Source organism: Gluconacetobacter brunescens (genome assembly GCF_048695475.1).
Taxonomy (GTDB): Bacteria; Pseudomonadota; Alphaproteobacteria; order Acetobacterales; family Acetobacteraceae; genus Gluconacetobacter.
Map to the genome: position 1 here is coordinate 932,702 of NZ_JBLHEN010000001.1, position 21,933 is coordinate 954,634.

At 66.7% G+C, this 21,933-nt stretch carries 13 protein-coding genes; 5 read left to right on the forward strand and 8 right to left on the reverse strand.

Features of this window, described 5'->3' with window-relative positions; genetic code table 11:
* Window positions 1–28: 28 nt before the first annotated feature.
* The gene (locus tag ACMAUO_RS04065; protein ID WP_420355701.1) at window positions 29–2,011 is read right to left on the reverse strand and encodes a M61 family metallopeptidase; all 1,983 of its coding nucleotides are present in this window, start codon (window positions 2,009–2,011) and stop codon (window positions 29–31) included.
* 798 nt (window positions 2,012–2,809) lie between these two features.
* Between ACMAUO_RS04065 and ACMAUO_RS04070 the strand changes: the two genes are divergently transcribed.
* Genes ACMAUO_RS04070 through ACMAUO_RS04080 form a run of 3 tightly spaced genes read left to right on the forward strand, consistent with a single transcriptional unit; the run spans window position 2,810 to window position 8,500 of the window.
* Window positions 2,810–3,880, forward strand: a complete 1,071-nt coding sequence (locus ACMAUO_RS04070) for an efflux RND transporter periplasmic adaptor subunit (RefSeq protein ID WP_420355702.1) — start codon at window positions 2,810–2,812, stop codon at window positions 3,878–3,880.
* Window positions 3,873–6,965, forward strand: coding sequence for an efflux RND transporter permease subunit (locus tag ACMAUO_RS04075; RefSeq protein WP_420355703.1), 3,093 nt, complete (start codon window positions 3,873–3,875; stop codon window positions 6,963–6,965). The genes ACMAUO_RS04070 and ACMAUO_RS04075 overlap by 8 nt, the downstream gene beginning before the upstream one ends.
* Window positions 6,962–8,500, forward strand: coding sequence for an efflux transporter outer membrane subunit (locus tag ACMAUO_RS04080; RefSeq protein WP_420355704.1), 1,539 nt, complete (start codon window positions 6,962–6,964; stop codon window positions 8,498–8,500). Before ACMAUO_RS04075 ends, ACMAUO_RS04080 begins: the two co-directional genes overlap by 4 nt.
* Window positions 8,501–8,513: 13 nt before the next feature.
* Here the strand turns inward: ACMAUO_RS04080 and ACMAUO_RS04085 are convergent, their stop codons facing one another.
* From ACMAUO_RS04085 to ACMAUO_RS04100, 4 genes are all read right to left on the reverse strand, one after another.
* Window positions 8,514–8,981, reverse strand: a complete 468-nt coding sequence (locus ACMAUO_RS04085) for a hypothetical protein (RefSeq protein ID WP_420355705.1) — start codon at window positions 8,979–8,981, stop codon at window positions 8,514–8,516.
* Entirely contained in the window at window positions 8,978–9,790 is an 813-nt protein-coding gene (locus tag ACMAUO_RS04090) for a dienelactone hydrolase family protein (RefSeq protein ID WP_420355706.1), read from the reverse strand. Before ACMAUO_RS04090 ends, ACMAUO_RS04085 begins: the two co-directional genes overlap by 4 nt.
* A gap of 47 nt (window positions 9,791–9,837) precedes the next feature.
* Entirely contained in the window at window positions 9,838–11,775 is a 1,938-nt protein-coding gene (acs, locus tag ACMAUO_RS04095) for an acetate--CoA ligase (protein WP_420355707.1), read from the reverse strand.
* A gap of 182 nt (window positions 11,776–11,957) precedes the next feature.
* On the reverse strand, window positions 11,958–13,400 hold the full coding sequence (locus ACMAUO_RS04100; RefSeq protein WP_420355708.1) for a helix-turn-helix domain-containing protein: 1,443 nt from the start codon (window positions 13,398–13,400) through the stop codon (window positions 11,958–11,960).
* Between the two features lie 325 nt (window positions 13,401–13,725).
* Here ACMAUO_RS04100 and ACMAUO_RS04105 point away from each other — a divergent pair, with 325 nt between their 5' ends.
* Complete coding sequence (locus ACMAUO_RS04105; RefSeq protein ID WP_420355709.1) at window positions 13,726–15,936, forward strand: malate synthase G; 2,211 nt, start codon at window positions 13,726–13,728, stop codon at window positions 15,934–15,936.
* Window positions 15,937–16,314: 378 nt separating this feature from the next.
* Here ACMAUO_RS04105 and ACMAUO_RS04110 read toward each other — a convergent pair whose 3' ends face one another.
* Together ACMAUO_RS04110 and ACMAUO_RS04115 are read right to left on the reverse strand one after the other, a co-directional pair.
* Window positions 16,315–17,688 (reverse strand): L,D-transpeptidase scaffold domain-containing protein, encoded by a 1,374-nt coding sequence (locus tag ACMAUO_RS04110; protein ID WP_420355710.1) that lies wholly within the window; start codon window positions 17,686–17,688, stop codon window positions 16,315–16,317.
* Between the two features lie 976 nt (window positions 17,689–18,664).
* Entirely contained in the window at window positions 18,665–19,783 is a 1,119-nt protein-coding gene (locus tag ACMAUO_RS04115) for a site-2 protease family protein (RefSeq protein WP_420355711.1), read from the reverse strand.
* Window positions 19,784–19,990: 207 nt separating this feature from the next.
* Here ACMAUO_RS04115 and ACMAUO_RS04120 point away from each other — a divergent pair, with 207 nt between their 5' ends.
* Entirely contained in the window at window positions 19,991–20,428 is a 438-nt protein-coding gene (locus tag ACMAUO_RS04120) for a host attachment protein (RefSeq protein ID WP_420355712.1), read from the forward strand.
* 51 nt (window positions 20,429–20,479) lie between these two features.
* On the opposite strand, the gene ACMAUO_RS04125 is transcribed toward ACMAUO_RS04120, so the two are convergent.
* Entirely contained in the window at window positions 20,480–21,913 is a 1,434-nt protein-coding gene (locus tag ACMAUO_RS04125) for a coniferyl aldehyde dehydrogenase (protein ID WP_420355713.1), read from the reverse strand.
* Between the last annotated feature and the right edge of the window lie 20 nt (window positions 21,914–21,933).

Genomic DNA, 21,933 nt, shown 5'->3' on the forward strand with positions numbered 1-21,933 from the left:
CGCTTCCAGTCTTCCCCGCCGCCGGTCTTCAGTGACGCGGTGCCAGGATATCGGCCAGCATGTCCGGCTTGCCGTCCACGCGCTCCAGATGCGGATAGCGCAGCCCGCCATGATACGGGACCGAGACCGTCACGTAGCGGTCGCCTTCCTGCAACAGCAGCGCGATCGGCGCGGAATGCGCGTCCTTCGCCTCGACGATCGCCTCGCGCAGCACGTCGGGGTCATAGGCCTCGCCATTCACCGCGACCAGCTTGGCGTCCCGGGTAATCCCGGCCTGCCAGGCGGGGCTGCCCCACTCCACATTGCCCAGCGTGCCGCTCTTGCCTACCGTAAAGCCCAGCGAGAAGGCGAAATCCGCCACATGCCGCACGCTGGCGAACGATGCGACGTATTTGTTGGGCTGGTCGGTATAGACCAGCCGGTAGCCACCGCGCGTGAATCCGTCCAGCGGCGCGTGCTCCGAGGTCTTGTCCAGCCGCTGATGCAGGAACGTCGCCCAGTCATAGGGCTGGATGTCGTTCAGCGCCTTTACCACGTCGTCAAACTCGTACGTGCTGGTGATGAAGCTGCCGTCATTGGTGCCGAAGAAATGGCGCGCCACATCGTCCAGCGAATGCTTGCCGCCGGAAAGCTGACGGATCAGCGTATCGGCATCCAGCCAGATGAGCTGGCCTTCGGAATAATAATCCTCGCTGCGCTGCCAGCTCCGCCACGACAGCGGCGCGCGCCGCGCGATCACCGGATCGTTGGTCGTATCCAGCAGCGGCCGCCAGGTGCGTCCACGGCGGGTGTCATACGTCGCCGCCACCTCGGCCAGCGCCTCGGTCACCTGCGGCACCGTCATCAGGCCCGAGCGCGCCGCCAGGACATAACCCCAATACTGGGTCTGCCCCTCATAGACCCACAGGCCCGTCCCACGCTGGGGCGTGTTGAAGTTCGGCGCCCACAGACCGGCCGGCCGGCGATATTTGCCGTTCCACGAGTGGGTATATTCATGCGCCAGCAGGTCGCGCGTCGCGAACGTCTTGTCCCATTCGGTAAAATAGCCGCGCGGGCCGCTGTTTTCGCTCGACTGGTGATGCTCCAGCCCGATCCCGCCGAGTTCCTCGGTCAGCGCCAGCAGGAAATCGTAATGATCGTAATGATGCGAGCCGTAGAGCAGGTTCGCCTGCGTCACCAGCGCGCGATGGACCGCGATCTGGGCATCGGTCACCTCCAGTTCGCCCGGCTTGTCCGCCACCAGGTTCAGCGCCACCGGCACGGCGGCACCCGGCGCCAGGTCGATGCGGCGGAAATACCGCCCGGCGAACAGCGGAGAGTCCACCAGCGTATTGAACGGCACCGGCTTGAAGGTCACGACGTCCCCCGCCTTGCCCTGCGCGCGCAGCGCCGTGCCGTACTGCCAGCCCGTGGGCAGGCGCAGGCTGGCCTCGATGGGGATCTGGCGCGTGAAATACCCGGCCGGATAGAGCGCCACCGCATTCCACTGCACGTTCAGCATCTCGGGCGTCATCACCACGCGCCCTTCCTCGCGCGAAACCGGTGACAGAAGCTGGAACGACACGTCCACCGTGTGCGCCCCCTTGGGCACGGGGATATGGAAGGCACTGACCGTCACATTGTCGCGCACCCACGGCAGCGTCGCCCCGCCGGCCTTCACCACCAGGCCGCCGAACTGGTCGAGCGCGCCAGTCGGCGAGTGGTCGCCCGGCAGCCACATCGGGTAGAACAGCGGCAGGTCGCCGCCCGTCTCCGCCAGCGCGGCCGGCACCGGCACGGTCTCGTGAATCGTCATGATATGCCGCGTCAGGTCGGTGGCATCGACCGACAGCCGGATGGTGCCACCGAACGGCACGTCACGCGGCGCGGGGATGGAATCGGGCAGCGGCAGAGGCTCCGGCTGAGGCTGGCCGTCAGCCGCCCCCGCGCGCTGCGACAGCCCCACCAGGCCGACCGTGGCCAGGGCCGTGGACAAGGAAAGGGCGAGAATGCGTTTGGAAAGCGGACGCAAATGGACAACCTTTCAAAATTTCGGGAAATCGCGGGCATTACCGGGTCACAGGCCCGGCGATCACATTCCGCAATGACATGAAATCCCCGGCCCGTCACGCCGGCCGCCAGCAAGTGCCTGCATCCACCCGACGCTCCCATGCGGAGACCCCGGAAAAGGCCCATGAAATTTTCATGACATATGCGAATTTCGCATTCTCTCACGAGGCAATATTAAATAACGATCATCTTATCGTTATGAATTTGAAAAAGTTTGTAATATTTTATCGATCGTCATACGTGCCTGTCGTGCCCGTCCCTCCTGGCCGCGCATCGGCCGGATCGGCCCGATACACAAAGACAAAACCGTGCCAGACCTGATACAGACAGATGTTTTCATTTCCTTTTCCACAGATCCCGTTTTCCCCCTCGCCGCCGGCCCCCTTTTCCATGTCGTGGCCACGGATCGTCCGGCCTTCCCAGCCCCCGCCGCCGTCCCCGGGCGCCAGCCCCGTTCCACACCCTCGGCCGGCTTGCCAGCCTGCAAGGCGCCCCTGGGCGCGCGCCCATGGACAAGGATCGGGATCGTCGCTAGTGGCAGCGCGCGGTGCCGGCCCGTGCCTTCCCGTAACTGCCTTCCCGTAACACCATATTCTCGTCCAGAATCGGTCCTGTCCTGGCCCTCATTGGGGCACATGGATGCCGCCTTTTCTTCCAGGACCCCAGGCTCAGGCCCATGCACCAGACCGCGCCCGTGATATATTCGCCGCCCTTCTCCCGATCATCCGGTCGTATCGCGCGTCTCGTCGCGGCCGGACTCATGGTCTGCGCCATCCTGTCCGGGGCCGCGCCCTCCGCCATGGCTTCGGCCACCACCATGGTCCGCAACGACCATGGCCTGTTGACGGTCGCGCCGGATTCCCCGCTGGCGGCACGCCTGTCCGTCACCCCTGTCACGCTCGTCTCGCCCAGCCGCACGATCCCCGTTCCCGGCGAGATCCGCGCCGAGCCGTCGCAGTCGCTTTCGGTCATGACGCCGGTTGCCGGCGCGATCGTCAGCCTGCCGGTCACCGCCGGCGATCACGTGACGCGCGGCCAGGTCCTCGCCGAGTTGGCCTCGGGCGACATGGCCCAGGCCACGACCGATGCCGCGAAGGCCCGCGCGGGGCTGGACTACGCCCGGCGGGCCCTGGTCCGCGCCCAGGGTGTCGCCAGCGCCGGCGGCGCCGCCACGCGCGACGTGGAATCCGCCCGCAGCGCCTGGCTCCAGGCCCAGGCGGAAGACGACCGTGCCACCGCGCGGCTGGCCGCCCTGCGCGCCCAGCCCGGACAGGGCGGCGTGATCCGGCTGACCGCACCGATCGACGGCATGGTCTCGGCGGTCAACACCGCCGCGGGCGCCTTCGTCACCGACCCGACGGCGCCGCTGATGACGCTCACCGGCACCCGGCAGGTCTGGGCCGTCGCCGCCGTGCCGGAAATCCTGACCAATGCCGTGCATGTCGGGCAGGAGGTCGATATTACCTTACCCGCCCTGCCGGACCGCACGACGCACGGCACGATCGCGGCGATCGAACCGGCGTTGCAGACCGATACCCGTACGCTCCAGGCACGGGTGGTGCTGGCCAATGACGACGGCGCGCTGAAGCCCGGCATGTTCGCCACCGTGACCATCCTGACCCCGCAACCTCCGCGCATCATGGTCCCGCAATCGGCGCTGCTGATGAACAACGATGCCGTTACGGTGTTCGTCGAGGTCGCGCCCCATGCCTACAGGCGGCGCGGGATCGAGATCATCTATGACGACGGCGACCTGTGCGAGGTCACGTCCGGCCTGTCCGCCGGCGACCGCGTCGTGACCCAGGGCGCGGTGCTGCTGAACGATGATTAACCGCTTTATCGCCACCTGCCTTCAGCAGCGGCGCATCGTCTTCGCCGCCATGATGATCCTGATGACCCTGGGCGCGATCGCCTGGCATCAGATCCCGGTCGAGGCCTATCCCGATCTGGGCGCGGTCAACGTCCAGATCACGACCCAGGTTCCCGGCCTGGCGGCCGAGGAGATCGAGCAGGAAGTCACGATCCCGCTGGAGCGCCTGCTGGCCAGCACGCCGGGGCTGGTGGACAGCCGCTCCAGCTCCACCTTCGGCCTGTCGCTGATCACCCTGATCTTCAGCGACGGCACCGATGTCGGCGCCGCGCGCCAGCATGTGTCCGAACAGCTGGCCCAGTCCATGCTGCCTTCGGGCGTCATCCCCACGCTGGGGCCGATCACCGGTCCATCGGGCGAGATCTACCGCTATACGCTGGAATCCGACGGCCGGAACCTGATGGAACTGTCCGATATCCAGAAATGGATCGTAATCCCGGCCCTGGAGCAGGTTCCCGGTGTCGCGGCGGTCAATAATTTCGGCGGCTTCACCATCGAATACCAGATCGTGCTCGATCCGCAGGCCCTGTTCCGCTACGGCGTCGGCGTCAATGACGTGATCACGGCGTTGCAGGCCAACAACGCCAATGCGGGCGGCGGCCGCGTCACACGCGGCGACCAGTCGTACATCGTACGCGGCGTCGGCATGGTCCATACGCTCGCCGACATGGGCGCCATCGCCGTGACCCAGCACAACGGGGTACCGGTCCTGATCCGCGACCTGGGCGAGTTGCAGCTCGGCCATCAGGTACGCGAGGGCATCCTGGGCCTGAACGGCAACCCGGACACGATCGAGGGCATCGTCACGATGCTCAGCGGGCAGAACCCGTCGCTGGTGCTGGACGACCTGCACGCCACGGTCACCCGGCTTCAGGCCCAGCTTGCGTCCTCGGGCGTGAAAATCGTGCCGATCATCGACCGCGACAGCCTGGTGCGGACCACCACCGACAAGGTCACGCACACGGTGGTCGAGGGCGTGAGCCTGGTGTTCCTGATCCTGGTCCTGTTCCTGGGCAGCCCGCGCAGCGCGATCGTCGCCGCCGTCACCATTCCGCTGGCGCTGGCCACGGTCTTCGTGCTGATGCACCTGCTGCACATGCCGGCCAACCTGTTCTCGCTCGGCGCCATCGATTTCGGCGTGATCGTCGACGGCGCCATCGTGGTGACCGAGGCCATCCTGCGCATCCGCGAGGAACGCCCCGACCACAAGATGGACGAGGGCGACATCCTGGCCGTCACCCGGCATGTGGGCAAGGCGATCGTCTTCGCGACCCTGATCATCATCATTGCCTACGGCCCGCTCTTCGCCTTCGAGGGCGCCGAGGGCCGGCTGTTCCGGCCGATGGCCTTCACCGTCAGCTTCGCCCTGATCGGCGCCCTGATCTGCGCCACGACGCTGACACCCGCGCTGGCCTATCTGGCCATGCGCAAGCCGCACCGGCTGTTTCACAACGTGCCGCTGGAAAAGCTGCACCATGCCTACCGGCGGGGGCTGGGGCATATGGTGGACCGGCCGTGGGCGGCCTACCTGGCTGGCGCGCTCGCCTTCTGCCTGGTGGTCTGGCTGGGCGCGCGCACGGGGCGCGAGTTCCTGCCCGATCTCGACGAAGGTTCGCTGTGGCTGCAGATCCAGCTTCCCTCGGGCCTGTCGCTGGAAAAGGCCAGCGCGATGGCCGACGAGATCCGCGACGCGATCCGCGCCTTCCCCGAGACCAGCTTCGTGGCCACGCAGATCGGCCGCAACGATTCGGGCACCGACCCGTGGAGCCCCTCGCATATCGAGGCCCCGGTCGGCCTCACGCCCTACAGAACCTGGCCGCACGGCGAAACCCGCGTGGCGTTCATCCACCGCCTGCACGACCGGCTGGCGCAGATCCCCGGCATCAGCTTCGGCATCAGCCAGCCGATCGCCGACAACATGAACGACCTGGTCGGCGGCGCGCACAGCCCGCTGGTGCTGCGCGTCTATGGCGACGACCTGAAGCAGTTGCGCCGCATCGGCACCCATATCGTCGACGTGCTGCGGCAGGTGCCCGGCACCGCCGACGCCTCGATCTTCCAGGAACCCGAGATCCCGCAACTGGATATCACGGTCGATCGGGCCGCGGCGGCGCGCTACGGCGTGAGCGGCAACGATATCATGAACGTGGTGCAGAACATGGTCGGCGATGCCGCCGTGGGGCAGGTCTATGTGGGCGACCGCATCTACGCCATGACCGCGCACATGCTCCGGCGGCTGACCAACGACCTTTCCGCCATCCGCCAGATTCCGCTCACCGGCCTGAACGGCGCGCGGGTGCCGCTCGGACTGGTTGCCCGCGTCTCGCTCCAGACCGGAGAGGCGAACATCGCGCACGAGATGAACCACCGGCAGATCACCATCCGCGTCGATAACGGCCAGCGCCCGCTGTCGCAGTACCTTGCCGAGGCCCAAGCCCGCATCGCCGGCCAGGTGCATTTCGACTCCGCGCGCTACCGGCTGGAATGGGCCGGCACCTTCCAGCAGGAGGAACGGGCCGAGGCCCGCCTGACCGTGGCCCTGGCCATCATGTTCTGCGTGATGCTGGTCCTGCTGTTCAGCCAGTTCGGCTGCATACGCCAGGCATTCCTGGTGCTGGCGGTGGTGCCCATGGCCACGCTGGGCGGCCTGGTGGCCCTGAACCTGCGGGGCGAGACGCTGAACATCGCCACCGCCGTCGGCTTCATCGCCCTGTTCGGCGTCGCGATCCAGAACGGCATCATCATGATCTCGGCCATCAACCGGCTGCGCGACGAAGGCATGCCCCTGCGCGACGCGGTGCTGGAAGGTGCGGGCGAACGGTTCCGCCCGGTGCTGATGACGGCCACCGTCGCCAGCATGGGCATGCTGCCCGCGGCCCTGGCCACCGGCATCGGCACCGACGTCCAGCGCGGCCTCGCCACAGTCGTCGTCGGCGGGCTGGGCATCGCCACCCTGCTGACGCTGTTCATCCTGCCCACCTATTATTGCGAGCTGGAAGCCTGGCACGCCCGCCGCGCCCCGCGCCGGAAGGGAGACCGGACATGACCGCCGCGTCCTCGCGCGTTCCGTCCATGCGCGCCCCGTCCCCGGGCCACTGGCGGCGCCTGCTGTGCGGCGCCGGCGCGCTCGCGCTGCTGGCCGATCTGGGCGGCTGCGCGGTCGGGCCGAACTTCCACCATCCCTCGGCGCCCACCACGCAGTTCGCGCAGGCGGGCAAGCCCACCCGCACCGACAGCGTGGCGGGTGCCGACGGGCAGGCCCAGATTTTCCACCCCGGCGCGGACATCCCCGCCGAGTGGTGGGAACTGTTCCATTCCCCGGCGCTGGACCGGCTGATCAAGCACGCGCTGGCCAACAGCCCGAACCTGGACGCCGCACGCCACGCGCTGCGCGTGGCGCAGGAAAATCGCGCCGCCCAGGCGGGGGTGCTGTATCCCAACATCTCGGCCAGCTTCAATCCGGCGCGCTTCAAGACCTCGCGCACCTACTCGCCGGTGCCCAACACCAACAACTGGCTCTACACCGTCCACACCGCGCAGTTGAACATCTCCTACCAGGCCGATATCTGGGGCGGACTGCGGCGCGGGATCGAAGCCTCGGGCGCCCAGCGCGATGCCGAACGCTACCAGCTTGAAGCCGCCTACCTGTCCCTGACCGGCGAACTGGTCCAGGCGGCCATCGCCTACGCCGCGCTGCGCGCACAGGTCGACACGGTGCAGGAGGTGATCGCCAGCCAGCGCCAGATCCTGGAGTCCGCCACGCGCCAGATCGCCCTGGGGCAGCTCTCCGACGCCGATCTGGCCCAGCAGCGCGCCCTGCTTGCCCAGGCCGAGGCGACGCTGGTGCCGCTGCGCCAGCAAGTGTCGCAGCAGCATGACCAGATCGCCGCCCTGGCCGGCGACATGCCCGACGATCCCACGCCCGATTTCACGCTGGACGGCTTCACCCTGCCCCAGGACCTGCCCGTCAGCCTGCCCGCCCGGCTGATCGACCAGCGGCCGGACGTCAAGGTGGCCGAAGCCGGCTGGCACGCCGCCTGCGCGCAGGTGGGCGTCGCGATCGCCAACCGCCTGCCCAACCTGCAGCTCAGCGCCCAGCCGGGCGTGGCGGCAGCCTCGATCGGCCAGATGTTCGTTCCCGGCTACGGCCAGTGGATGATCGCCGGCATGGTCTCCCAGCCCCTGTTCCAGGGCGGGCAACTGATGCATCAGGAACGCGCCGCCCGCGCGCAGTACGAACAGGCGGCCGCCGAATACCGCGCCGCCGTCGTCGCCGCCGTCCAGGACGTCACGGACAGCCTCAACGCCGTCGGCGCCGACGCCACCGCCCTGGTCGCCGACAGCGAAGCCGAGCGCGCGGCGACGCGCAGCCTCGACATCGCCCGCACGCGCGTCGCCTACGGCGATGCCTCGCGGGTGGACATGCTGCTGGCCACCCAGACCGCGCTCCAGGCCCGCCTCACCCTGGCGCAGGCCCGCGCCGCCCGCCTGTCCGACACCGCCGGCCTGTTCCAGTCCCTCGGCGGCGGCTGGTGGAACCGCCACGATGCGCCACCCGCCCGTGCAGGCTGGCCGCCATAAGGCGACCGGCCGCTCAACAGGTCAGGACACCGCCGATCTCGCGGCACACGCCCCGGCTCGTCCCTTCCCCGTCCCGCATGATCCATCCGCCCGGCCCGGTCGGCGTCACGGTCACGCCCTGGCGCTGCACCGCGATCCGCCGGTCGATGTCGTTCCGCAACGCCTGTTCGCGCTGCCATTGTCCGGGCGAGGCAGGGGCCGATGCGCCGCGCTGGCCGCGCGCGGCATCAAGCGCCGCCTGGTCGCGCGCAATCGCCTGCTGCTGACGGGTGCGGGCGGCGAGATCCTGCTGCCGGATCGCCGTCTCCGCCGCCGCCTGCCGCCGCGCCCGGTCGGCCGCCGACGCCACATCGCCCCCCGGCACGAACACGCCCGGCGGAAAACCCGCGCCGGCGGGATAGGCCTGCGACCATGCCGCCGGCCCCCACGGCAGCACGGCCAGCCCCACGATCAGGGCCAGCCGGGCGGACGACACCCTCACCGAGCCGCCCCCGCGAGATGCGTCGCCAGCCAGCCGCGCATCAGCGCGTAGGACTGCTTCGCCGCATCGGCATCGTACCGGCATGGCGCGTTTGGTGTGGTCGCCTCGGTCTCGGTAAAGCAATGCACCGCATGGCCGATCGCCACGAACTGCCAGGCCGTGGGCGTCTGGCCCATTTCCCGCAGAAAGGCCGGAACGTCGGGCATCGTCCACTGATCGTCCGCCCCGTTCATGACCAGTACCGAAGCCCGGATGCCCCGCGCCAGCGCCGGATCATCGGTCGCCAGATCGCCATGGAACGACACAACGGCGCCCAGGTCCGCCCCGCTGCGCGCCAGGTCCAGCACCGCCGTGCCACCGAAACAGAACCCGATCGCCGCCAGACGGGAGAGATCGATCGGTGCCGACGCCGCCTGCGCCCGCAATTCGGCCAGCGCCCGTGCCATCCGCCGCCGCAGCAGCGCCCGGTCGGCCATCAGCGGCTTGACCGCCGCCTGGGCCTGCGCGTCGTCGGCCGGACGCACCGAGGCGCCATAGACGTCGGTCAGCAGGATGACATAGCTGTGCCCCGCGATCATCCGCGCCTTGTCGATGGCAAGCGCATTCACCCCATGCCAGTTGGGCACCATGACCAGCCCCGGCCGATGGCCCGAAACCGCATCGTCATAGACCAGCACGCTGTCGAACCGCACGCCATCCTGGGTCCAGGTGACGGGCCGCGTCACCATCCGCGCCATGGCCTCGCCCGGCCCGGCGAGCAGTGCCGCCGCGATCAGGCACAACAGGCCGGCAAGCCACCACGGCCGCATCGCCATCCTCCCTCGGAAGCGGGCGGGACAACCCCGCCCGCACCATTTCATTTCGCCGGCCCGACCACGGCGATCAGCCGGTCCACGATCGTCGCATCGGCCAGCGTCGACAGGTCGCCCAGCCCTTCCAGTTCATGGCAGGCGATCTTGCGCAGCAGCCGCCGCACGATCTTGCCCGATCGCGTCTTCGGCAGGTCCGGTACCAAATAGACCCGCTCGGGCACCGCATAGCGCCCGATTCCCTTCGTCACCGCCAGCGACGCGGCCTCGGCCAGGTCCGGCACGGAGGCATCGCGCGCCACCGCGAACACCACCAGCCCCTGCCCCTTGATGTCGTGCGGCACGCCGACCGCCGCGCATTCGACGAAGCGATGGTCGGTCGCCACCACATCCTCGACCTCGGCGGTGCCGATCCGATGGCCCGAGACGTTGATCACGTCGTCGATGCGCCCGGTGATCCAGTAATAGCCGTCCGCATCGCGCCGCGCCCCGTCGCCCGAAAAATAATAGCCGGGGCTGAAGCTGAAATAGGTCTGGCGGAAGCGTTCATGCCCGCCCCAGATGGTGCGCGCCTGCCCAGGCCAGGAGCGGGCGATGCACAGGCAGCCCTCTCCTTCGCCTTCGATCACCTCGCCCTTGTCCGTCAGCAGCACGGCGTCCACACCGGGCAGAGGCAGGGTGGCGGAACCGGGCTTCTGCGGCACCGCGCCGGGGATCGGCGCGATCAGGATGCCGCCGGTCTCGGTCTGCCACCAGGTATCGACCACCGGGCAGCGCCCCCGCCCGACCGCCTCGTGGAACCACACCCAGGCATCGGGGCTGATCGGCTCGCCCACGCTGCCCAGCAGGCGCAGGCTGTCCAGCGCATAGCCTTTCACCACCGCATCATCGTCACGCATCAGCGAGCGGATCGCCGTGGGCGCGGTATAGAAGGTGGTCACCTTGTGGGTGTCGATCACCTCCCACCACCGCCCCGGCGCGGGCCAGGACGGCAGGCCCTCGAACAGCAGGATCGTGCCGCCATTGGCCAGCGGCCCGTAGACCACATAGGTGTGCCCGGTGATCCAACTGATATCGGCCGTGCACCAGAACACATCCCCCTCCCGATGGTCGAAGACCATCTCATGGGTGAACGAGGCCCAGACCATGTAGCCGCCGGTGGAATGGACCATGCCCTTCGGCTTGCCGGTGCTGCCCGAGGTATAGAGCAGGAACAGCGGGTCTTCGGCCTCCATGTCGGCGGGCGGGCATTCCGGCGAAGCCTGCGCCAGCAGCGGCGCCAGGGCCAGGTCGCGCCCCTCCTGCATCGGCAGGTCGATGCCGGTCACCGCCAGCACCAGCATATGCCGCACGCTGGGCACGCCGCGCGCCAGCGCCTCGTCCATCACGGTCTTCAGCGCGATCCGCTTGGGGCCGCGCCGCGCCTCGTCGGCGGTGATGATCGCCACCGCCCCGCTGTCATTCAGCCGGTCGGCCAACCCTTCAGCTGAAAACCCGCCGAACAGCACCACATGCAGGGCGCCGATCCGCGCGCAGGCCAGCATCGCCACCACGCCCTCGACCACCATCGGCAGATGGATCGCCACCCGGTCGCCGCGTTCGACCCCCAGCCCGCGCAGCACGTTGGCCATCCGGCACACGCGCTCATGCAGCGCGCGATAGGTCAGGCGCTCGACCTGCGACGCCTCCTGCCCCTGCCAGATCAGGGCGATCTGCTCGCCCCGTTCGGCCAGATGGCGGTCCAGGCAGTTGACGCTGGCATTCAGCCGTCCATCCGCGAACCAGCGGATCGACACGTCATCGGCGAAGGACGAGCCCGAAGCCAGCGTGGGCCGCCGCGTCCAGTCCACACGCCCGGCCTGGCCGAGCCAGAACCGTTCCGGATCACGCGCGGCATCGGCGGTCATCTGCCGCAGGCGGGCACCATCGACGCCGGCCTGCGCGGCGAAGGAGGGTGGGATCTGGAAAATTTCTTTTTCTGACACTGTATTTTCAATCCGCCTGTCTGATCGGTTCTAATGCCGATTTCTTGGTTGGGGGGATGTACATCTTCCAATATAGAGCGTTCATCCCCGCTACACGAGCCCAATTTCAGGCCCGGACGCCATGGTGCTGAAACATCCGGGGCCCGCGTTGGTTCACGGCCCCATCGCGGGCGTCCGTGCGGTCATCCGCCGCCACCCGGCCGCTCCGGCCCGGTATCGAGCGTGAACGGCAGCGCATCCCGCCGGTTGATATCCAGCGCCAGACGATGATGCAGCGGCGGATGCGCGCGCGAGCGGCATTCGGTCCAGTCGCACAGATGGCAGGAAATACCGACGGGAATGGCCGGCGCCTGGAGATTCAGCCGGTCGGAATAAACGATTTCCGACGCACGGGTGATATCGCACCCCATGGCGATGGCGTGGACCGGTTGCAGGTCGTTCCAGCCGGTCGAAATGCCCGAGACCGTCCGCGCGAAGCACAGGAAGGTCCGCCCGTCGGTAAACTGGGCCACCTGCGCCTGCACCACGCCGGGCGTCGCGAAACAGGTATTGGCATTCCATTGCGGGCAGGAATGCCCCTGCCGAGGGACCGGAAAACCGCAGGCGGAGAAACTCTTTGTCATGTTCCCGGCCGGGTCGGTGCGCACGAAGAAGAACGGCACCCCCCGCTCGCCCGGCTTCTGCAAGGTCGAAAGCCGCTGCGCCGCCTGCTGGTACGACACACCAAACCGCGCCGAGAGAATATCCAGATCGTAGCGCAGCGCCGTCGCCGCCGCGAGGAACGGCGTATAGGGCATCAGCAACGCGGCGGCGGCATAATTCACCAGCCCGATCTGGATCACGATGCGGGCATCCTCGGTGCTGGGCGCGATCTCCTGCAACAGCGCCTCGATCACCTCCCGCCCTTCCAGCAGCATCAGTTGAAAGGCAAGCTGAAATCCCCGGCTTTCCCGTGGCAGCAGGTCAGACAGCAGCAGCAGCCGGCTGTCGGGATCATAGCGGCGGAACGCCCCGTCCAGCGCGGTGATGCGCACCACGATACCATGATGCTGGCGCAACCGGGTCGCGATCATGTGGTTGCTTTCCGAGGGCGCCACCGCCTCGCCATCGGGCAGGCGGGCCGTCCGCGCCATCTCCGCGCGCACCTGCTCGGCGATTTCTTCCAGTTGGGGAAAATGGTTCAGCCGCTCGTCATAGACCAGCCGCGCCTCGTCCTGCGGCAGGATCACCCGCGTGCCGGTCGGCAGCATCAGCCGGGTCGCGTCATGATGGGCGGCCCGGAATGCCTGATGCAGCGTCAGCACCGCCCGCGCCGCCTCGGGCTGGGCCGCAAGCGCCGCGATTTCCTGCGCCGGCACGCCATGCGCCCCCAGCAGCGGGTCGGAGAGCGCCTGGTGCAGCAACCCCTCCATCCGCTGCTCGTCCACGCCCGACAGCGCCTCGATCGAGACATCCAGCGCCCGCGTCAGCTTGATCAGCAGCGACGCCGTCACGCTGCGCTGGTCATGCTCGATCAGGTTGAGGTAGCTGGGCGAAATGCCCAGCCTGACGGCCAGCGCCTGCTGCGACAGAGAGCGTTCGGTCCGAAGCCTGCGGATAATGCGACCGATGCGGGTCGGGGACATGCTTATTTACCCGTTTTTACAAATATACAGATCAGTATGTAAATGGTTTTACACCATTCATGATTTAACGTCTTCTTTTGTCTGGCATCGACTTCATGGGTCTCCTTAACTGATCGCACAGGATCATCGAAGAGGAAGGTTCGTCAATGCCCGTCGAATCCATTGCCATCGGCAAGGCCACACCGCACCCTGCCCGGCGCATGACCCCGGGCAGCAACCAGGCCGGGTTCTGAACCGCCACCCCAGCCTGTCCACTCGACAGACCTGCCACCACTTACACCACCGGACCCGACCGGTCCGCACCATCCTATCAAGGGGAACCGCCATGTCCCGCCGCACGATTGGTCAGATTCAAGTCGATCACGCCCTCGATGCCTTCGTCACGAACGAGGTCCTGCCCGGGACCGGCATCGCCCCCGACCGGTTCTGGGCCGGCCTGTCCGACATCGTCTCGCAGTTCACGCCCAGGGTCCTGAACGCGCTGGCGCGGCGTCGGCTGCTTCAACAGGCCGTGGACCAGTTGCTGACCGCCCCGGGATTCGACGCGGCCGATGTCGAGGGCCAGATCCGGCTGCTGCGGACCACCGGCTATCTCGAACCCCAGCCGCCCCATTTCGAGATCACGACCCGCGATGTCGATGCCGAGATCGCCCATGTCGCCGGCCCGCAACTCGTGGTTCCCGTGACGAACGCCCGCTACGCGCTCAATGCCGCCAACGCGCGCTGGGGCAGCCTGTACGATGCGTTCTACGGCACGGATGCCGAGCCCTACGGCCCCTCCGGCATGCCGGCGCGCGGCTATGACGAACAGCGCGGCGCGCAGGTGATCCGCCGCGTGCGGCTGCTGCTGGACGAAATCACGCCCCTGACGCAGGGCAGCCACGCCGACGCCACCCGCTACCACATCGCGGACGGGCGGCTGTTCGCGACCCTCGAAGGCGTCGCCGAGCCGGTCGAACTGCGCCGCCCCGCCCAGTTCGCGGGCTTTCAGGGCACGGGCGACGCGCCGGAGGCGATCGTGCTGCGCAATCACGGCCTGCATATCGAACTACGCTTCGATTCCACCTCGCCGATCGGCAGCCGCGACAAGGCCGGCATCGCGGACGTGATTGCGGAATCCGCGCTGACCACCATCATGGATTGCGAGGACAGCGTCTCGGCCGTCGATGTCGAGGACAAGATCCTCGTCTATCGCAACTGGCTGGGCCTGATGAAGGGCACACTCACGGCCGCCTTCCCCAAGGGCGGCCGGATGGTGGAGCGCCAATTGGCGCCCGACCGCCGCTACACCGCGCCCGACGGCTCGTCGCTGGTGCTGTCGGGGCGCAGCCTGATGCTGGTGCGCAATGTCGGGCACCATATGTTCACCGACGCGGTGGTGGACAGCACCGGCCACGCCATCCCCGAAGGCGTGCTGGACGCCGCGATCACCGCCGCCATCGCGCTGCACGACCTGCGCGGCAACTCGCCTACCATCAACAGCCGCACCGGCTCGATCTATATCGTCAAGCCGAAGATGCATGGCGGCGAGGAAGTCGCACTGTCCAACGCGCTGTTCGACCGTGTGGAGCAGATGCTCGACCTGCCGCCCAACACGATCAAGATGGGCATCATGGACGAGGAACGGCGCACCAGCGCCAACCTGGCTTCCTGCATCCATGCCGCGCGCGACCGCGTGGTGTTCATCAATACCGGCTTCCTCGACCGCACGGGCGACGAGATCCATTACTGCATGCAGGCCGGCCCGGTGGTGCGCAAGGGCGAGATGCGCGCCGAGCCGTGGATGACCGCCTACGAGCAGCGCAACGTTGCCATCGGCCTGGCCTGCGGCCTGAAGGATCGCGCGCAGATCGGCAAGGGCATGTGGGCGATGCCCGACCGCATGGCCGACATGATGGAGCAGAAGATCGCTCACCCCCGCGCGGGTGCGAACACGGCCTGGGTGCCCTCCCCCACGGCGGCGACATTGCATGCCCTGCACTATCATTTTGTCGATGTCCGCGCGGTGCAGACCCGGCTGGAGACCACGCCGCCGGCGGCCCTGGAAACGCTGCTCACCCTGCCGCTGGCCCGGCAGATCACCTGGTCGGCCGCCGAGCGCCGGGCGGAACTGGACAACAACCTGCAAGGCATCCTGGGCTATGTCGTGCGCTGGGTGGATATGGGGATCGGCTGTTCCAAGGTGCCGGACATCAACGATGTCGGCCTGATGGAAGACCGCGCGACGCTGCGCATCTCCTCGCAGCATGTCGCCAACTGGCTGCGCCACGGCGTGATCTCGGAAGAGGACGTCCGCACGTCGATGACGCGCATGGCCGCGATCGTCGACGCGCAGAACCAGGGCGAGGAAGGCTATCGCCCGCTGGCCGAGAACCCCGACGGCCCCGCCTTCCGCGCGGCGGCCGAACTGGTCTTCACCGGCGCCACCCAGCCCAACGGCTACACCGAGCCGACCCTGCATCGCTGGCGCCGCGTCGCCAAGGCCCAGGCGACACAGGGCCAGGGTACCCCCGTGCTGGAACAGACGAGCGCCTGAACAGGCCTTGTTCCCTGCCCCGTCCGGATCGCTCGGCGGACGGGGCAGACCATTTGACCGGGGCCGCGCAATGGCGCGCCGTCAATCGCGGGATATCCAGAACATTTCCACCGAACACAGGTTCGGTGGAAATGCTCTGGTTTATTGTTTTTACGAGCATCTTCACCTGTTCGAACGCACACGTTCAAACAGGATCTGCTCTAAGAGGCTGTTTGCAAAGTCATCCTGCCGGCGATCCGACGCGCATTTTCTGCGCTTCGGTGCTCACGGGCATTAAGCCCGCTCCGCTCCGATGCTCAAAAATACACGCCGGCCGTGCCGCTTATGCGCCACTCTCGCTCGGCAGGCCGACTTTGCAAACAGCCTCTAACCCGATCATCAGGTCTTTTTCAAAAACCTGCCCACCGGCGTTCCCGGACCCTCCAGGGCGGCCAGAAGAGATGCTGAAGAGATCGGGCGATTATCCGCCTGCGCCGCGGGATGCCTCCCGGATGGCTGCCTCGTCAGGTGTTGCCAGATTTCGGCATCGCGATTGTAGAAGTCCGGACGAAACTGCAAAACCCCTTCGGCATCAGGAAACACGGTGAGATAGACCACGAATACCGGCACGGGCACGGGCAGCGCATTGCGCGTGGTCGTTCCCTTCGCGATCCCCTGATTGATCACGTCGACTGGCTCGCGCATCAGCAGGGCGGCAAAGTCGCGGGGATTCTGGACCCGGATACATCCATGGCTGATACGCCGGTTATCGCGCCTGAAGAGATATTGGTCCGGCGTGTCGTGCAGATAGACATCGAACCGGTTCGGCATATCGAACATGATCAGCCCGAGCCCGGCATCGGGGCCCGCCTGCTGCTGTATCTCGCCATCGGCCTGCACGACCATCCTGTTCCGCGCCAGATAACCGGGGTCGCGGCGGATCTTCGGCATGATCTCCCGCTCCGCGATATCGCGCGGAATAACCCATGGCGGATTATACAGGCTGGCATCGATATCGGCGCGGAATTCAGGGCTCTGGTTCCGCTCCACATCCTGGCCGACGACGACCCGCGTGGAAAACACCGGCCGATCGGCACGGTAAAGCACCAGTCTTTCCTCGGCCACGTTGACGACCACACGATCCGGCGGCAGCGGACGCGGCAGCCAGCGTTGCCGTTCGAGATTCACCGCGATCCTGCGCACACACCCTGCCTCACCGCTGTTACGGCCCGCGGGCATTTGGCGGCATGTGCGCAACGCCTGACGCAACGCCCGATAGGTCGGCGTCGATGGCGCCAGCGCCTCGATGACCGCCGCCGGATCGGAACTGTCGATCGCCGCATCGAGCCTGGCGGCCACATCGACCGGCCCAGGCGTCAGCGCCTCGTCGTCCTTGCGGCGTTCCACGGGCACGGCCCCTCGGGCCAGGGCATCGCCGTATGACAGAAAAGCATCGGACAGTAACAATTCGCGATCAAGCGGTAACAAATTTGTCTCGTGCCGCAACAGGCCGGCATGGAACAATTCAGGGTCAAGGCCGTTCTCTCCGGCACGCAAAACCGCCTTCAGGAGTGCATTCGCCTCTGTCTGCCGGGCTGTCCATACGGGTTCGAAATCATGGCGCGCATAGAAACGCCGCAGCAACGCGACATTCACGGGCTCTCCCGCGACGGTCAGTTGCGGCGCGCTATCAATCAGATGACCGAGTGCGGTATTGGCATGTTCCGGATTCGTACCGCACGCCGCAAGCGCGCATGTCACGGCGAGGGTCATCAGGCTGCGTGCGGCTGCGCTGCGGGTGGCCCCCTGCGACCGAACGACGGTCGTTGACTTCTGCCGACCTGACCTGACCGCACACCATCCCACCCGCACGAAACATGACTCCCGAATTATCTCCGGATCACGCAAATAGTAGTTTGACTTTTTGTCAAGAGGTGCTCCTAATTACCCGTTCTCTGCTGAAATTCCAACTCGGGGGTACCAGATGTTCACGGTTTCTGAAACATTGTCCCGTCACAGGCGGCTGCGCACGGTCGCGATGGTAGCCGCAGCGCTGCCTGTGGTGCTTCTTGCGGCGTGCGCCGAGGACAAGCCGCCGCCGCCGCCGCCTGCACCGGTCGAAGCCCCGCCGCCACCTCCCCCGCCGCCGCCGCCTGTTCCGCCGGCACGCGGCTAAGGCTGCCATTTTTCAACAATCTGATTTATCCAGGCTTCCGCCTCTCCACGGAGAGGCGGAAGTTTTGGCTATGTGCTGGCTGGCAAAATCGAGGCCACCAGGCTGGTCGCGGACAAGGTGGGGCCCCTCGTCTGCCCCCGATCTATAGCTCGCCTGTCCCGATGGATGGCATTTTCAAAACGCGGTCAGTTTTGCCTGCGTGACCTTGCGAGAAATCCGAGCGTCACCACAAACATGGGCAGCGCATAAATCCATCCGAATCCCAGCAGAAAGCCGGCAGTCGCAATCATAGCCAGCAGAAGCATTTTTTTGAAAAATCATCTGGGTTCATTGCGCGTTACCCTCCCGACGAGGACGTGAAGAACCCGCGTCAGCATGATTGCGCAATGCGTGCGTCACGGACGTTTCTTCCCAGAAACCTTCCTGACGGACCATATTGCCTGCCTCCCTGTCAGTCCATCGCGCGCCCGGCCGGCAGCGCAAGCCCGTGATTTGCGCCGCGATCACACCGCAGGCGGCGTCAGGGGCCATTAAGTTGCCGTTTGACGTTTCGGCCCGGACCGCCCGCCCCGATCACGTCGCCCGGCGCGTGGCCGGGAGCGTGGATGGCATGCGGCCTTTGTCGCGCAAAATATGAATTGTCATGATTTCCCCGATATTCGTCTGGGACACCAGCCCGATGAATCGTCCCTGGTCATCATTCACTCCGATTGCCGGCACCTGGCTTCCTTCCAGCAGGCGCAGGGCCTCGTCCACGCTCTGATAGGGATGCAGGCCGGGAATATCCGGCGTCATGACATCGGCGGCCATCGTATCCATCCGGCCGGCATGCATGGCCTGCAGGATGGCCGCGTGCGTCAGAAGGCCGCATAATTTTCCCTGCCCGTCGACGACCGGAAATTCCCGCTGCGGCGTATGGATCATCCTGAGAACGACCTCGTCGATCCGGCTGTCGGGCGACACGCTCTCCAGATGGGTGGTCATGACGTCGGCCACGATCATGCCATGCGCCAATTGCCGGAAGAGGGCGCCCTGCGCTTCGCCCGTGGCCCCCAGATAGACGAAAAGGGCGATGAACAGCAGGATCGGATTGCCGACCAGGCCAAGAAACCCGAAGACAAAAGCGATCCCCTGCCCGATCGAGGCGGCAATCCGCGTCGCCTGGGCATATCCCATCCGATAGGCCAGCAAGGCCCGCAGCACCCGCCCGCCATCCATCGGAAAAGCCGGGATCAGGTTGAAGACCGCCAGAAACAGATTGATGCTCGACAGCCGCGACATCGGGCCTGCGCCGGGACCCTGGAGATCGACGGCGGACAGATGCGGCACGGTCCGCGTAATGCTATACAGGATCGCGGCGATCACGAGATTCACCGCGGGTCCCGCCAGCGCGATCACCAGTTCCTGCGTCGGCTGTTCGGGAATGCGCGCCATGCGGGCGACCCCGCCGATCGGCAGCAGCGTGATATCCTGCGTGCGTACGCCATAATGCCGCGCGGCGATCACATGTCCGAATTCATGCAGCACGACGCAGGCGAACACCGCCACGACAAGCAGGACCCCGTCAATCGCCGCCTGCGCGCCGGAGCGCATGCCATAGGCCGCACCGATCCAGATCAGAAAGAACAGGAAGGTGAGATGAAGGCGGACCGTCGTGCCGCCAAATCTGCCGATCGGGATGGACCAGGTCATTGCCGTGCCCTCGATGAACGATCGCCTGCTACGCGAGCACGGTTAACAGAATGGCACGGCATAAGTTCATCGACGCCCGCAGATGCCCCGCAACGGCACGTCACCCCGCCCCCATCACAGAGTCCGGAGGTATATTGTTTCCTGCCGCCCGGCACGCATCTGCAAGGGAAAGCGAAAAAGATCCGCTTTTCACAAGGATCAGGGAAAATGAGCACCCGGGGCCGCATTCTGATCGTCGTCGCGGACGGGGAGCATGCCCGTTTTGTGCAACCGGCCGAAAATCACGCGCTGCACACCATCGAATCCTTCGATGCCATATCCGCCCATCAACGAACCTCGGACCTTGGAGACGACGCACCGGGAGCGACGTACCACACCGGCTCCACCGCCCATCATGCCCTCAACCCACGCCATGACCGCCACAGGCTGGAGATGGACGCATTCTGCAAATTCGTCGCCAGACAAATCAATGAACGGGACCATGCGTATGAAAGGCTTCTCGTCATCGCGCCATCGGCCAGCAATGCGGGAATCGTCAGTCACCTCAAACCCGGGGCCAGAACAAAAATCATCGGAATCATCCGGAAAGACCTGACGAAAACGCCAGACCATTCCCTGAAAGATCACATCGAATACGTGATCTGACCGGACGAGCCTGAAGATCGCGCCCCATCGGGCGATGGCCGGATCGGCGCCTCAACGCAGAAGAAAGCTGGTGATCATGTCGGTCAGCCGGCCGGAGGGCGGTTGCAGCAGCGCCGTGGCATTCCAGCGCCCCCGCCGATAGATCCCGCGCGGATGGGTCAGCGCCATGAAGCCCTCCCGTCCGTGATAGGCGCCCATCCCGCTGGCCCCCACACCACCGAACGGCAGGTCGTCCTGCGCGTAATGCAGCAAGGTGCCGTTGATCGTGACATCACCCGATATGGTCCGGGCCAGCACCCGCTCCTGCAAGGCCGGCTGGGTTCCGAAATAATAGAGCGCGAGCGGCCGGGGACGGTCATTGATAAACGCAATGGCCTCGTCGAGCGTGCGATAGGTCAGGACCGGCAGCACCGGCCCGAAGATCTCCTCCTGCATCACCGCCATCTGCGGCGTGACATCCAGCAGCAGAACGGGCGTCATGACGCGGCCTCCCTCGTCGCGGCCAGACGGCTCGCGCCCCAGCGGAACGATCCGCGCGCCCCGTTCGTCGGCATCCCGAACCAGCCGGGCCAGACGGTCGTGATGATGCGCGTTCACCACCGCCGTATAATCGGCCGAGCCGCTGAAGCCGCCGGGATAGCGTTTCGCGACCACCCTGCCACAGGCATCCGCGAAGGCATCCCGGTCGTCCTCATGGACCAGCACGTAATCCGGCGCGATGCAGGTCTGCCCCGCATTGGTCAGCTTGCCGAACACGATCTGCTCCGCCGCCCGCAGGGGCGAGAAGCCGGGCTCGATGACGACCGGTGACTTGCCGCCCAGTTCCAGCGTCACCGGCGTCAGGTTCTGCCCGGCCGCGACCGCGACCTTCCGCCCCACCGCCGTACTGCCGGTGAACAGCAGATGATCGAACGGCAGCGCCGAAAACAGCGCCCCCACATCGGCATCGCCCGTCACGACCGCGACCTGGTCGGCCGGAAAGACCGCCTCCACGATCTTCCGGATCACGGCCGAGGTGGCCGGCGTCAGTTCCGACGGCTTGATCATGGCGCGGTTGCCGGCCGCTATGGCCGTCGCCAGCGGCACCAGCGCCAGCGATACGGGGTAATTCCACGGCGCGACGATCCCGACCACGCCCACCGGCTGGCGCATCACCCACGCCCGTCCGAACAGGAAATAGGGCGAAACCCGCCGCCGCTCCGGCTTCATCCATCCCCGCAGATGCCGCGACAGATAATTGATCGCCTGCACCAGCGGAACCAGTTCCACGATCGCCGTCTCACGCGCCGAGCGCTGCCCGAAATCCGCATTCAGGGCACGGGCGATATCCGGGCGCCGCCGCAGAATCTCCGCCTTCAGGCGCCGCAGATCGTCCCGCCGCTGCCGCGCGCCGGGCGGCCCGTCGCGCAGGAACGCATGGCGCTGATGCTCCAGCATCCGGGACAATTCGGCCTGCCGGGTTTCCAGGGATGAGATGACGGCCATCGCGGCCTCCATGTTTACAG